This window comes from [Micrococcus luteus] ATCC 49442 (assembly GCF_010367585.1).
Taxonomy (GTDB): Bacteria; Actinomycetota; Actinomycetes; order Actinomycetales; family Micrococcaceae; genus Arthrobacter; species Arthrobacter luteus_A.
This window is the reverse complement of sequence record NZ_JAAAXP010000001.1, coordinates 601,027-614,301: the sequence shown is the minus strand read 5'-3', so window position 1 is coordinate 614,301 and position 13,275 is coordinate 601,027. Positions and strand designations below refer to the sequence as shown.

12 protein-coding genes are annotated in these 13,275 nt (G+C 64.8%); 3 read left to right on the top strand and 9 right to left on the bottom strand.

What is annotated here, in order from left to right; translation table 11 throughout:
• Window positions 1-65: 65 nt before the first annotated feature.
• The 3 genes from GUV69_RS02880 to GUV69_RS02870 all read left to right on the top strand — a co-directional run bounded on the left by GUV69_RS02880 (window position 66) and on the right by GUV69_RS02870 (window position 3,432).
• Window positions 66-872, top strand: a complete 807-nt coding sequence (locus GUV69_RS02880) for a peptidylprolyl isomerase (protein WP_164199555.1) — start codon at window positions 66-68, stop codon at window positions 870-872.
• A gap of 66 nt (window positions 873-938) precedes the next feature.
• Window positions 939-2,651, top strand: coding sequence for a DUF349 domain-containing protein (locus GUV69_RS02875; protein ID WP_244292597.1), 1,713 nt, complete (start codon window positions 939-941; stop codon window positions 2,649-2,651).
• A gap of 94 nt (window positions 2,652-2,745) precedes the next feature.
• Entirely contained in the window at window positions 2,746-3,432 is a 687-nt protein-coding gene (locus GUV69_RS02870) for a type IV toxin-antitoxin system AbiEi family antitoxin (protein WP_164199553.1), read from the top strand.
• Here the strand turns inward: GUV69_RS02870 and GUV69_RS02865 are convergent.
• The 9 genes from GUV69_RS02865 to pdxT form a co-directional block, all read right to left on the bottom strand.
• Entirely contained in the window at window positions 3,313-5,706 is a 2,394-nt protein-coding gene (locus tag GUV69_RS02865; RefSeq protein WP_164199551.1) for a RelA/SpoT family protein, read from the bottom strand. The genes GUV69_RS02870 and GUV69_RS02865 overlap by 120 nt on opposite strands.
• 134 nt (window positions 5,707-5,840) lie before the next feature.
• The gene (gene secF, locus GUV69_RS02860; protein ID WP_164199549.1) at window positions 5,841-6,860 is read right to left on the bottom strand and encodes a protein translocase subunit SecF; all 1,020 of its coding nucleotides are present in this window, start codon (window positions 6,858-6,860) and stop codon (window positions 5,841-5,843) included.
• Entirely contained in the window at window positions 6,860-8,617 is a 1,758-nt protein-coding gene (gene secD, locus GUV69_RS02855) for a protein translocase subunit SecD (protein WP_164199547.1), read from the bottom strand. The genes secF and secD overlap by 1 nt, the downstream gene beginning before the upstream one ends.
• Window positions 8,618-8,731: 114 nt before the next feature.
• A complete protein-coding gene (yajC, locus tag GUV69_RS02850) occupies window positions 8,732-9,127 on the bottom strand; it encodes a preprotein translocase subunit YajC (RefSeq protein ID WP_164199545.1) in 396 nt (131 codons plus the stop codon).
• 183 nt (window positions 9,128-9,310) lie between these two features.
• Window positions 9,311-10,399, bottom strand: a complete 1,089-nt coding sequence (gene ruvB, locus GUV69_RS02845) for a Holliday junction branch migration DNA helicase RuvB (RefSeq protein WP_164199543.1) — start codon at window positions 10,397-10,399, stop codon at window positions 9,311-9,313.
• Window positions 10,392-11,036 (bottom strand): Holliday junction branch migration protein RuvA, encoded by a 645-nt coding sequence (ruvA, locus tag GUV69_RS02840; RefSeq protein ID WP_164199541.1) that lies wholly within the window; start codon window positions 11,034-11,036, stop codon window positions 10,392-10,394. The genes ruvB and ruvA overlap by 8 nt, the downstream gene beginning before the upstream one ends.
• Before the next feature lie 91 nt (window positions 11,037-11,127).
• The gene (gene ruvC, locus GUV69_RS02835) at window positions 11,128-11,706 is read right to left on the bottom strand and encodes a crossover junction endodeoxyribonuclease RuvC (protein ID WP_164199539.1); all 579 of its coding nucleotides are present in this window, start codon (window positions 11,704-11,706) and stop codon (window positions 11,128-11,130) included.
• Window positions 11,707-11,741: 35 nt separating this feature from the next.
• Window positions 11,742-12,497, bottom strand: a complete 756-nt coding sequence (locus GUV69_RS02830) for a YebC/PmpR family DNA-binding transcriptional regulator (protein ID WP_164199537.1) — start codon at window positions 12,495-12,497, stop codon at window positions 11,742-11,744.
• A gap of 3 nt (window positions 12,498-12,500) precedes the next feature.
• Window positions 12,501-13,211, bottom strand: a complete 711-nt coding sequence (pdxT, locus tag GUV69_RS02825) for a pyridoxal 5'-phosphate synthase glutaminase subunit PdxT (protein WP_164199535.1) — start codon at window positions 13,209-13,211, stop codon at window positions 12,501-12,503.
• Window positions 13,212-13,275 lie beyond the last annotated feature (64 nt).

Sequence of the window (13,275 nt, the reverse complement as noted above, 5' to 3'; positions counted from 1 at the left end):
CTGCCGGCAGACAACTGTGCCCGGACCTTGCCGGCCGGGCCGCAGACCGACATACAGGAGGACCCTTGGCGGCCAGTTCACGCAGTGCACGCGAGGCCAAACGGCGCATCCAGCAGATGGAGGCGAAGCGCGGGCTGCGGCGGGACCAGGAAGCACGGCGTAAACGCGACAATATTATCGCGGCCGGTGCCGGAACCGCCGCCGTGGTGCTCGCCGTCGTGCTTCAACTCACTGCCTTTGCAGGCAACCCCACGGAAGACGAATTCGCAGCTCTTGAGGCAGGGCTCACCACGCCCTCAGCTTCCCCCACTGCCTCGGCGCCGCCCACCAATGCTGCCAACATACCGGCACCTGAAACAGCCGCCGGGAAGGTGTTCACCGGGGAGTTGGCGTTGAACCGGGGTGCGGTGGGCGTCGAACTTGACGGCACCAAAGCGCCCCAGGCTGCCGCAGTCTTCAAGTCCCTCAGCGACGAAGGCTACTTCACCGGCAAAACGTGCCACCGGCTGACCACCAGTGAAAGCTTCGGCGTCCTGCAGTGCGGATCCGCCGATGGCCAAGGCAGCGGAAATCCCGACTATACCTGGGGTCCGCTGGAAAACGTCCCGGCCGACAACGTCTATCCCGCCGGCACCATCGCCGTTGCGAGGACCGGCAACAATGCCTACGGAAACGGGACGCAGTTCTTCATCGTCTATAAAGACACAACGATTCCCGCGGATGCTGCCGGCGGCTATAGCGTGGTGGGCAGGGTGACGTCGGGACTGGATGTGGTGTCCGGAATCGCTGCGGCAGGTATTACTCCGGGCAGCAGCGACACGGACGGCGCCCCCGTCGAACCAGTCACGATAGACTCGTTCTCTCTGAAGTAGGAAGCCCGGCCTCACGGCTGCGGTGCAGTATGTGAGTATTTTCCTCCAAGCGAAAGACTTTTAGCGGTGACAGACAGTCAGAAATCCGACGAAACAGCAGCAGACCTGACCGACGCAACGGCCCCCGGGGCCGAGCAGTCAGTAGCTGACCAGGCAGTGGCCGATAACGCAACGGCCGATGACGCCGCCGCGGAGGCACCCGTGGCCCATGAGGCGGTGACTGAGGAAGCACCAGTTGAGGCGCCCGTCGCTGACAAGCCTGCGGCTGACGAAACAGCGGCTGACGAAGCCACGGCGGACGAAGCGGTGGTCGAAGAGGCCGCCACTGACGCGTCCGTGGGTGGAGAGCCTGCGGCCGAAGAGTCCGCAGCTGACGCGTCCGTCGCGGAAGAGCCCGCGGCTGGGCAGCCCGCTGCACCCGCCCCCGCTCCCCGTCCGGCTCCGTCACCTGCCGCCTTCGCCGCCAGGCCCAAGCCGGCCGCTGCCGCACCGGCTGCAGCCGCTGCGCCCGTCGCGTCTGCGACCTCGCTGGCCGAAGCTGCACGCTGGGGCCGCGTCGAAGGCGACGGCCACGTGTTCCTGACGATCGACGGCGAAGAGCACCCGGTGGGCCAGTACCCCGGCGTAAGCAATGACGAGGCGCTGGGGTATTTCGCGCGGAAATATGACGACATCGTGGCGCAGGTCCTGCTCCTCGAGCAGCGTGTCAGTTCCAAGGCGCCCAGCACCGACATGCAAAAGACTGTCACCCACCTGCGTGAGCAGCTTGCAGAGCGGAACATGGTGGGGGATCTCCGCTCGGCGGAAGCCCGCCTGGATGCCGTTTCCGCCCAGATCACCGAGCTGGAGAAGACAGAGAAGGCGGAGCATGATGCCGTTCGCACTGCCGAGCTGGCAGCCCGCGAAGCAATCGTTGCCGAAGCCGAAAGCATCTCCGGCCAGGATCCGGCGCAGATCCAGTGGAAAACCTCCAGCGCGCGCATGAATGAACTTTTCGAAAGCTGGAAGACGGCCCAGAAGAGCGGCGTCCGGCTTGGCCGCAGCAACGAGGACGCACTGTGGAAGCGGTTCCGTGCTGCACGGACTGTTTTCGACCGCCACCGCCGCGCGTACTTCTCTCAGCTGGACAGCACCAACTCCGCGGCGAAGTCGGCCAAGGAAAAGCTCATCGCCGAGGCGGAGGCACTGTCCTCATCCACCGACTGGGGCTTCGCCGCCGGCGAGTACCGCAGGCTGATGGACGAGTGGAAGGCGTCGCCGCGCGCGAGCCGCAAGGACGATGACGCCCTGTGGGCACGGTTCCGGGCGGCCCAGGACGTGTTCTTCACGTCCCGGCAGGCAGCCAACGAGGAGATCGACCAGGAATACGCGGCCAACCTGACTGTGAAAGAAGCCCTCCTGGTGGAGGCCGGCGCCATCCTGCCGGTCAAGGACCTGAACGCCGCCAAGAAGGCGCTCCAGTCCATCCGTGACCGCTGGGAAGAGGCCGGGAAGGTTCCCCGCGCCGACATGGGACGGATCGAAGCCGGCCTGCGCAAGGTGGAGGACGCTGTCCGTCACGCTGAAGAGGAAAACTGGCAGCGCTCCAACCCAGAGACCAAAGCGCGCACCAACAGCGCACTCTCGCAGTTGGAAGCAGCAATCTCCGGCCTCCAGGACGATCTCGCCAAGGCAGAGAACGCCGGCGACCAGCGCAAGATCAAGGCAGCCCGCGAAGCCCTCGAGGCGAGGCAGGCCTGGCTTGACCAGATCCAGCGTTCCGCCAGCGAGCTCTCCTAACGCGCCAGGCAGTACCGCACAGGCCCCCTTCCGGTTATCCACATAACCGGAACGGGGCCTGTGTGTTTAAGGACCCGCGCGGCAGGATGGGTGAATGGCCACCACGTCACTGCCCCAGCACCCGGACATGTACTCGCCAGGGCAACCCTTTACGTGGACCGAACTGCAGACGTTGGCGACGGATGGTGTCCTGTCGAAGTTCCACCACCAGGGCTACACCCTGCCCGATGTCCAGGTCTCAGCCCAGCTCAGGGCCAGGGCCGCGGCCGCTGCGGTCCCGGCTGCTGTCCGGCAGCGGGTAGTGGCCGGCAGGATGACGGCGGCCTGGATCTACGGCTGCGCTGACGAACCGGACCGGTTGGCGCTGCTTGTGGATGCGAAACGGCGGATTTCGAGTCTCCGCAACACCCGGGGCTGCACACTCCATGAAGTCAGGCTCGGCCCTTTCGACGTCGTCAGCATGGGCGGGCTGATGGTCTCAAGCCCGCTGAGGACGGCCGTGGATATTGCGCTGCACGTTGACGCACACCGCGCCATACCCGCACTGGCGGGACTGCTGGCGCGCCCGCAAAAGGACGTACGGCTCCGCCTGCTCGTCCTCGCCATCGAAGCTACGCCCCGGGTCCCGCACAAGCGCGCAGCCCTGGAGAAGCTCGCCCTGCTAGCTCCGGCGCTTGTTGCCGGTCGTCCGGTAGACGTCGAACACCCCGTCGATGCGCCGGACGGCGCTCAGGACGTGGCTGAGGTACTTGGGGTCGCCCATCTCGAAAGCGAACCGTGAGATGGCCACCCGGTCGCTGGAGGTGTTCACGCTGGCGGCCAGGATGTTTACGTGGTTCTCCGACAGGACCCGCGTCACGTCCGAGAGCAGCGACTTACGGTCCAGCGCCTCAACCTGGATCTCCACCAGGAAAACGCTCGACTGCGTGGGGGCCCAGTCAACATCCACGATCCGGTCCGGCTGGTCCTTGAGGTCCGAGATGTTGGTGCAGTCCGTACGGTGCACCGAAACACCGGAGCCGCGGGTGACGAATCCCAGGATCGGGTCCGGCGGAACGGGCGTGCAGCAGCGGGCGAGCTTTACCCAGACATCGCCGACGCCCCGCACCACCACGCCGGAGTCCGAGAACTTGGTCTTGGCCACCTGCGTCGGGATGCTGACTTCGGTGATGTCCTCATCGGTGCTCTCGTTGCCGCCCAGGCTTTCGACAAGCTTCTCCATGACGGACTGGGCTGAGGTGTGTCCATCGCCAACACCGGCATAGAGGCCGGAGATGTCCACATACTTGAACTCGGCGGCCACCGTGGCGAGGGCCTCGTGTGTCATCAGGCGCTGCAGGGGGAGGTTCTGCTTCCGCATGGCCCGGGTGAGGAGCTCCTTCCCCCGGTCGATTGCCTCTTCGCGGCGTTCCTTGCTGAACCATTGACGGATTTTGTTCCGTGCGCGGGCACTCTTGACGAAATGCTGCCAGTCCTGGCTCGGGCCGGCGCCCTCGGCCTTGGACGTGAAGATCTCCACCCAGTCGCCGTGGTTGAGCTCGCTGTTCAACGGAACCAGTTTGCCGTTGACCCGTGCGCCGATGGTCCGGTGGCCCACTTCGGTATGGACGGCGTACGCGAAATCGACGGGGGTTGAGCCGGCAGGCAGGGCCATGACTTCACCCTTGGGAGTAAAGACAAACACTTCACGCGCGTTGATCTCGAACCGCAGGGAATCCAGGAACTCACCCGGATCCGAGGTCTCCTGCTGCCAGTCAACCAGGGACCTCAGCCACCCCATGTCGCCGTCGCGGGGGCTTCCGGGGCCAACGGCCGTGCGGTTGGGCTGGTCCTTGTACTTCCAGTGTGCGGCCACACCATACTCTGCCCTGCGGTGCATCTCGTGCGTGCGGATCTGGATCTCAACAGGCTTGCCGCCCGGGCCGATCACCGTGGTGTGCAGGGACTGGTACATGTTGAACTTGGGCATGGCAATGTAATCCTTGAACCGCCCCGGCAGCGGGTTCCAACGAGAATGCATGGTGCCCAGCGCTGCATAGCAGTCCCGCACCGAATCGACCAGCACACGGACGCCCATGAGGTCGTTGATATCGTCGAAGTCCTTGTCCCGGACCACCATCTTCTGGTAGATCGAGTAATAGTGCTTCGGCCGGCCGGTGATAGTGGCCTTGATCCGTGCTTCCCGGAGGTCCTCGGTAATCTGGTCACGGATGACGCCGAGGCTCTTCTCACGCTCCGGCGTGCGGTCCCCCACCATCCGGACGATCTCTTCGTACACCTTCGGGTACAGCGCAGCGAAGGACAGATCCTCCAACTCCCACTTGATGGTGTTCATGCCGAGGCGGTGGGCAAGGGGCGCGAAAATTTCCAGGGTTTCACGTGCTTTGCGGGCCGATGACTCTGCTGAGACAAAACGCCAGGTCCGGGCGTTGTGGAGCCTGTCCGCAAGCTTGATCATCAGGACCCGGATGTCCTTGGCCATCGCCACAACCATCTTGCGGACGGTCTCGGACTGGGCGGCCTCACCGAAGCTGACCTTGTCCAGTTTGGTGACGCCGTCCACCAGCATGGCGACTTCGGGCCCGAAGTCCCTTTTGAGGTCCGCCAGGGTGTACGGGGTGTCCTCAACCGTGTCATGGAGCAGGGCAGCGGCCAGGGTGGTGCCGCTGAGGCCCAGTTCGGCAAGGATGGTGGCGACAGCGACGGGGTGGGTGATATACGGATCACCGCTCTTGCGCTTCTGCCCGCGGTGGCTGTTCTCAGCGACGTCAAAGGCGCGCTGGATCAGGTCGAAATCCTCTTTGGGGTTGTTCGCCCGGACGGTACGGAGCAGCGGCTCAAGGATGGGTGAATACGTGGGGGCTCCGCGGCCGGTCAGGCGGGCCAAGCGGGAGCGCGTGCGTTCCCGCCGGCCGGGGAACGTTGGCCGGGCACCCGAATTGTCCACCGGGACAACCGGAGCAGGGCGTGGGGAAGCCGTCAACCCGGCCTGTACTCCGCGGCCGGATGTCTCGTCCCCGCCTGCCATTGGCACCGATGCCGAACGTTCTTCCAATGAAGCACCCCTCACGACCTGTTTAACTACCCAGTCTATTCCTCCGCCCGTTCACTTCTGTAACCGGCGCTTAAATGCGTACGGGCCAGGCAGCGTGGTTTCCATCGCCGCCCGGCCCGTAGCGTTTTTTGTCGTCAGGCCCCTGCGGGTGCTGCCGGTTCTTCCGTCCGGACAGCGGTCCCGGCGCGGCGGTGTTCAACGCGTTTGGCCTGCTTCACCAGGTCGGGTTCGTTCTGGCGCAGCCACGCATACATGGGGGCTGCCACAAAGATCGTTGCAGCCGTTCCGATGAAGATGCCAACGAACAGGGCAAGCGACAAGTCACGCAGCGTGCCCGCCCCGAGGAGGCCGGCTCCGATGAACAGGATGGCGCCGACCGGAAGGATGGCCACCATCATGGTGTTGATGGAACGGACCAGGGTCTGGTTCACCGCGAGGTTGACCTCCTCTGCGAAGGTCCGGCGCGTCGACGCATCCAGGTCGGCGGTGTTTTCCCGGATCTTGTCAAAGACCACCACCGTGTCATACAGCGAATAGCTAAGCACCGTCAGGAACCCGATGATGGCTGAGGGTGTCACCTCGAAGTCGCTCAGGGCGTACACGCCCGCGGTCACGAACATGGTGACGAGCATGGCCGTCAGGGCTGACACCGACATCTTCCAGGTCCGGAAGTAGAGGGCCATCAGCACGGCCGCGAGGGCCACAAAGACGAGCAGACCCATCAGCGCCTGCTTTGTCACATCCGCACCCCATGTGGGGCCGATGAAGGTCGAGGTCACTTCGTTGTCCGTGACGCCGTAGGCGGAAGCGAGGCCTTCCTTGATCCTGAGCGTCTCGTCATCAGTGAGCTTGTCGGTCTGGATCCGCATGGTGGTGCCTGCGACATTCGCAACCCGGGGCACGCTGCCGGCCACCACGTCTTCGACCACAGTTTCCCCAAGCGCGGAGTCGGTGTCCTTCACGTTGGACACGGTGAATTCCGAACCGCCCCGGAATTCGATGCCCAGGTTGAAGCCGCCTTTGACCAGGGGAATCAGAATGGACAGCGCAACCAGGACAGCCGCGATCAGGAACCAGATCTTCTTGGCCCCCACGAAGTTGTAGGAGCGCTTGCCCGTGTAGAGCTCGTTACCGAATGTGGAAAAGCTGGACATTACTTGTTCTCCTTGGCTGCGCTCTTGGAGGAGCCGGTGAGCTGCTCCTGCTTTTCCGCGAGGCGGCGTTCCGCGATGGTCATGCGCCGCTCAGCTTCCGCGGCCGCGCCGGTGTTCTTTGCCCGGACCACGGCAGGCTTTGCCTCCGGCGTACGGAGGCGGCCTGCGCCGCGGTACAGCGGGACGGCACCGAGGCGCTTGGGGTCAAGGCCGGAGAACGGGTGGCCTTCCCCAAAGAACTTGGTACGGGCCAGGAGCTGCAGGGTCGGGTGGGTGAACATGAAGACCACGATGAGGTCGGCGATGGCTGTCAGGCCCAGCGTAAAGGCGAACCCGCGGACGTTCCCGACGGCCACAAAGTAGAGCACCAGGGCGGCGAGCAGGTTGACGGCCTTGGAGGCCAGCACGGTCCGCTTGGCTCGCTTCCACCCGTTCTCCACTGCGGAGACAAGGCCGCGGCCTTCGCGGAGCTCATCACGGATGCGTTCGAAGTACACAATGAACGAGTCAGCGGTCTGGCCGATGGCCACGATGATGCCGGCCACGCCGGCGAGAGACAGCCGGTAATTCTCCGTCCAGCCCAGGATGGCGATGGCCAGGTAGGTCAGTGCCCCTGCCACCACGAGGGAGGCGATAGTGACAAAGCCCAGGGCGCGGTACTGGAAGAGGGAGTAGACCACAACCAGGAGCAAACCGATGACGCCGGCGAGGAGGCCCATGCGCAGCTGTTCGCCACCGAGTGTTGCGGAGATCTGCTGGTCGCTCTGGATTTCGAAGCTGATGGGCAGCGCACCGAAGCGAAGCTGGTCCGAGAGGGCCTTGGCCGTCTGCTCGGTGAAGCCACCGGTGATCTGCGGACGACCGTCGGTGATGACTGCAAGCGACCGGGGCGCGGAAATGACCTGGTCATCGAGCACAATGGCGAACTGCGCCTTCGGATCGGTGCCGGTCTCGCCGCCGGCGGCCACGTAGAACTGGTTCAGCCGCTCGGTGACCTCTTTGAACTTGGCGGTGCCTTCGTCGTCGAACTGGATGTTGACGGCCCACTCGTTGGTGACGGCGCCCTGGGCACCCTGCTGCAGCTGGAAGGAGGACGTGACGATGTTGCCGCCCTTTACCTCCACAGGTCCAAGGATGTACTTGATCGCAGGCGTCGTGGCGGTAGCCGGTTCGCAGGTCACAAGGGGCTTGGCGGGATCGGAGGCCTCAGGGCTTTCCGGTCCGGGGTTGTTGCAGTCCAGGGTTTCAAACTGACGGTACACCTCGGGGGTGATCCAGTTGACGTCGCTGCTGTTGGCGGGTTCCGCAGTGGGCTTGGGCAGTTGGTCCTCGGGCGTCAGGGCCTCAGTAGGGACGGCTGCGCCGTCACCGTTGAGCAGGACCGGGCGGAAATTCATGTCCGCGGAAGCCTGGATGAGGTCGCGGGTTTCCTTGGTGGGTGTGCCGGGAAGGCTGACCACCACGTTGCGTCCGGACTGGGTGCTGATCTCGGCTTCGGCAACACCGGAGCCGTCAACGCGCTGACGGATGATGGCCACGGCCTGGTTGAGCTGCTCTTCGTTAATGTCCGAACCGCCCTCAACCTTGGGCGCCAGGATCATCTGGGTGCCGCCTTCGAGGTCCAGGGCGAGCTTTGGTGCCCAGCTGGCCTGACCGGCGAGGTTGCCACCTGCCAGGACAGCGGTCAGCACGGCGAGGATTACGCCGAGCCACACCAGTACCCGCAGGCCTGGGATTTTGGGGCCAGTTCGTGCCATTGTCGATCTTTCTCTTATTACGGAGGAACCGCCGATGCGAGCCTGTTGCTCCCACCGGCGGCGGGTCCGCGGCCGTAGAGGTGTTGTGAAGCCTGGTGCCGGGAGGCAGCGGGGCTAGTTGTCCTTTTTGCCCTCGTCATTGAGGCGCTTCAGGGTCTCGTCCGGGGTTTCGGCGGTCGCGGCCGGCGTGCCCAGGTCCTGGGAAGTCAGTGACGAAGCGTCATCGGGAACAACAGCGGGCTCGTCCTCGGCGACGACGGCAGGTTCCACGATCTTGGTTACTGCCTGGCGGTGAACTGTGGCGAGGTTTCCGGGAGAAAGCTCCAGGACCACCTTGTTTTCGGCGTCGTCCATGGAGACGATCCGGCCGAAGAGGCCAAAGCTGGTCATGACCTCGACACCGGGAGCGAACTGGGACTGCAGCGTGGCCTGCTGCTCCTTGGTCTTCTTGTTGCGGCGGAACATCATAAAGATAAAGATGCCGAGCATTGCGAACAAGACGATGTTCATGGGATCCACAGGGAAGTTTCCGATCTGTACTGGCGTATCTGGTGTGTGGCAGCGTCCGCTTCGTTCCGCCATGCAGATGTTCGTGCTGGCCGGCTACGGCCCCTCGGAGCCGCCGGCGGGAACAAAGACCCGAACGTGCCGGGTGTCATACCCAGTCTAAAGGGAAAAGCTGAAAGGACGGGCTTATTGGCTGTTCGGCGCCCAGCCGGCCTCGACGTCACTGCTGTCCGGGTCCGTTTCGAAGAGGTCCAGGGGTTCCTGGCCGAACACACCGGCCGGTACGGCGTAACCCAGATGGGTCCAGGCCGGGGCCATGGCGATGCGGCCCCGGGGTGTCCGGCCCAGGAGTCCTTCACGGACCAGAAACGGCTCGGCCACGGTTTCGACGGTCTCGGTTTCCTCCCCCACGGCGATGGCCAGGGTGGACAGTCCGACGGGCCCGCCGCCGAATTTGGTGATCAGGGCTTCGAGGACGGCACGGTCCAGCCGGTCCAGGCCCCGTTTGTCCACTTCGTACATGTCCAGGGCTGCTGATGCTGCACGTGAATCGATCTGCTCTATCCCGTGCACCAGGGCCCAGTCCCGGACCCGGCGCAGCAGGCGGTTGGCGATTCGGGGCGTGCCGCGGGAACGGCCGGCTATTTCGCTGAACCCCGCGGAGTTGACCTTGAGATCCAGCAGGCCGGCGGAACGGCGAAGCACCAGCTCGAGTTCAGCCACGCTGTAAAACTCCAGGTGCCCGGTGAAGCCGAACCTGTCCCGCAGCGGGCCCGGCAGCAGCCCGGCGCGGGTGGTTGCTCCCACCAGGGTGAAGGGCGGGAGTTCCAGCGGGATGGCGGTGGCCCCGGCCCCTTTGCCCACCACGATGTCCACCCGGAAATCTTCCATGGCCATGTAGAGCATTTCCTCAGCAGGCCGGGACATCCGGTGGATTTCGTCCAGGAAGAGGACCTCCCCTTCCGATAGGGAGGAGAGGATGGCTGCGAGGTCACCGGCATGCTGGATGGCCGGGCCGCTGCTGATCCGCAGGGGCGCGTTCATCTCGGCCGCCACGATCATGGCAAGGGTGGTTTTACCCAGCCCGGGCGGGCCGGAAAACAGCACGTGGTCCGCGCTGCGGTTGCGCATCCGGGAGGCCTGGAGCACCAGGGAGAGTTGCTTGCGGACCCGGTGCTGGCCCACAAAATCGTCAAGGTTCTTTGGCCGGAGGGCAGCTTCGATGACCCGTTCCTCGGGCTCTTCCCCCGCCGCCACAACGGACGGCTCAGCCACGGCTGCCTACGCGGTTGCCGGCCCGCGCGCCATCCTGGCCGAGCCAGCGGAGCGTGGTCCGCAGGATTTCAGCGACATTTCCGCGGAACGACACCTCGGGATCGTCAGCCAGGGCCTTGTCGATACTGGCCGTGGCATCTTTTTCGGACCAGCCGAGGCTGGTCATGGCGGCCACCACCTGGGGCTTCCAGGCGGCTTCGGCAGCGGTGGCCGGCGCGGCCGTACCGGCAGTGCCGTGCGGCACCAGCTTGCCGGCGAGTTCCAGCACAATCCGGCCAGCCACTTTCGGACCGATACCGGGCACCTTGGTGAACGTTTTGCTGTCGCCGGTGTGGGCCGCAACCCGGATGGCTTCGGGCTCGTGGACCGCAAGGACGGCAAGCGCAAGACGCGGACCCACGCCGCTGACGCTGAGCAGGACATCGAAGACTTCGCGTTCGTCGTCGGAGGCAAAACCGAACAGGGTCAGCGAATCCTCGCGCACGATCAGCGACGTGAAGAGCTTGCCCTCTTCGCCGGTACGGAGGCCGCTCAGCGTCTGGGGCGTTGCGTTGACACTCATTCCGGCGCCGTTGAGGTCAATCACTGCTGTGGAAAGGCCAACGTGCGCCACGGTCCCGCGAAGGAAACTGATCAAAACCCTGGCTCCTGGTGTACTGCCGGGTCCCGAGGGGCGCAACCGGCTATCCGAACATATCTACGAATACCCTAGCAAGCACCGCGGACATTCAGCGTGCGCGGCGCGCCTTCGCCTCGGCATCGGCCCATGCGCGCTGCGCCGGTGTCAGGGACATGCTGCCCGGGCCGGTTGTCGCTATGGCGGCCCCGCTGCCGGCCCGCCAGGCGTGGGTGATGGCCAGCGCCAGTGCATCCGCGGCATCGGCCGGGCGGGGCGGCGCATCCAGCCGGAGAATCTTGGTGACGAGCTTGGTCACCGCGTCCTTATTGGACGTGCCGCTGCCGGTGACAGCCGCTTTAACTTCCGACGGCGTGTGGAGCGCCACCGGGATCCCGCGGCGGGCCGCCGCGGCAATCACCACGCCGGACGCCTGCGCCACGCCCATCACGGTACTGACATTCAGCTGTGAGAAGACGCGTTCGACGGCGAGGACCTGGGGTTCGTAGCGGTCCAGCCAGTCGTCGATGGCGAGGGCAATGACAAGAAGCCGCTGGTCAAGGGTTTCCTCCGGGGAGGTTCCCACTACGCCGACGGCCCCCATCGTGGCCCGCCTGTTCCGCTCGACGTCCACCACACCGATGCCGCAGCGGGTCAGGCCCGGGTCAACGCCGAGTACGCGCAGCGTCACGCTCCCCCAACCGCCCTAGGCTGCAAGGCGGTGGTTCACTCAGATTCCAGGGCGGCCTGGACTTCGTCGCTGAGGTCGGCGTTGCTATAGACGTTCTGGACGTCGTCGAGCTCTTCGAGTGCGTCAACCAGTTTCATGAATTTCTTGGCGGCCTCAAGATCAAGGGGCACTTCCATGGACGGGACGAACTCGGCCTCGTCGGTGTCGTACTCGATCCCGGCCTCGGTGAGGGCGTCGCGGACGGCCTGGAGGTCCTTGGGATCCGAATGGATTTCGAAGGTCTCGCCGTTGTCCTTGACTTCCTCGGCGCCGGCGTCCAGGACTGCCATCAGGACGTCGTCCTCGGTGAGGTCCTTCTTGGGCAGGGTTACCACGCCCTTGCGGCTAAACAGGTAGCTGACGGAACCGGGATCCGCGATGGTGCCGCCGTTGCGCGAAATCGCCAGGCGGACCTCGGAGGCCGCACGGTTCTTGTTGTCCGTCAGGCATTCGATGAGCAGTGCCGAGCCCTGCGGGCCACGGCATTCGTACATGATTTCGGTGTAGTCGACTACTTCACCGGTAAGCCCGGCGCCACGTTTGATGGCGCGGTCGATGTTGTCCGCGGGTACTGAGGTCTTTTTGGCCTTGGTCACGGCCAGTTCCAGCCCCGGGTTGCCCTGGAGGTCGGGGCCGCCCATCCGGGCGGCAACTTCGATGTTCTTGATCAGCTTGGCGAACGATTTGGCGCGGCGGCTATCGAGGATGGCCTTCTTATGCTTTGTTGTTGCCCATTTGGAGTGGCCCGACATGCTTTACGCGTCTCCTCTGATCATCCGGATAAAAAGTTCGTGTACGCGTTTCTCCCCAGTCACTTCCGGGTGGAAGGAGGTGGCCAGCAGGTGGCCGGAACGCACTGCAACAATTCTAGCTGTCCCGGGCAGGGCCGCGGCGTGGGACGCGTGTTCAGGATCCGCCGGTTCCACTTGGGCGAGCACGTCCACGCCCGCTCCGACCCGCTCCACCCACGGTCCACGGATGAACACCGCGTGCACCGGCGCCACGCCTGATTCGGTGGCGCTGAAGTCCAGGCCCTTGAAGTCCAGGTCGGTTTCGAATGATTCGCGCTGCCGGCCGAACGCGTTACGCCGCACCGTAATGTCCAGGCCGCCGAAGGTCTGCTGCGGGTTGCCGGCAAGGTCCGTGGCCGGATCTGCGATGTCGTTGGCCAGGAGGATCATGCCGGCGCAGGAACCGTACACCGGCAGTCCTTCACGGATGCGGTCCTTCAGGGGTTCGGCCAGTTCAAAGGCGCGCGCCAGCTTGTCGATGGCTGTGGATTCGCCGCCCGGAATGATGAGCCCGTCCAGGCCGTCCAGTTCCTTGGGCCTGCGGATCCCGACGCCGGCAGCGCCGGACGCTTCGACGGCACGCAGGTGTTCGCGGAAGTCACCCTGGAGCGCCAGGACACCGATCCGAAGGCCTGCGCCCAGGCGTGCGGAAGCGGCCGAAAGGGGGTTTGTCATCCATTCAGCATAATGTGCCATCGGCCCGGAACCGTGCGGGCCGCCCTCCCCGCGCAGGGTTCTA

Bases quoted from the DNA above. Each gene is read 5' to 3' on its own strand.
- GUV69_RS02870 (WP_164199553.1), top strand. From the start codon at position 2,746: ATGGCCACCACGTCACTGCCCCAGCACCCGGACATGTACTCGCCAGGG.
- secF (WP_164199549.1), bottom strand. From the start codon at position 6,860: ATGTCCAGCTTTTCCACATTCGGTAACGAGCTCTACACGGGCAAGCGC.
- secD (WP_164199547.1), bottom strand. From the start codon at position 8,617: ATGGCACGAACTGGCCCCAAAATCCCAGGCCTGCGGGTACTGGTGTGG.
- yajC (WP_164199545.1), bottom strand. From the start codon at position 9,127: ATGAACATCGTCTTGTTCGCAATGCTCGGCATCTTTATCTTTATGATG.
- GUV69_RS02830 (WP_164199537.1), bottom strand. From the start codon at position 12,497: ATGTCGGGCCACTCCAAATGGGCAACAACAAAGCATAAGAAGGCCATC.
- pdxT (WP_164199535.1), bottom strand. From the start codon at position 13,211: ATGACAAACCCCCTTTCGGCCGCTTCCGCACGCCTGGGCGCAGGCCTT.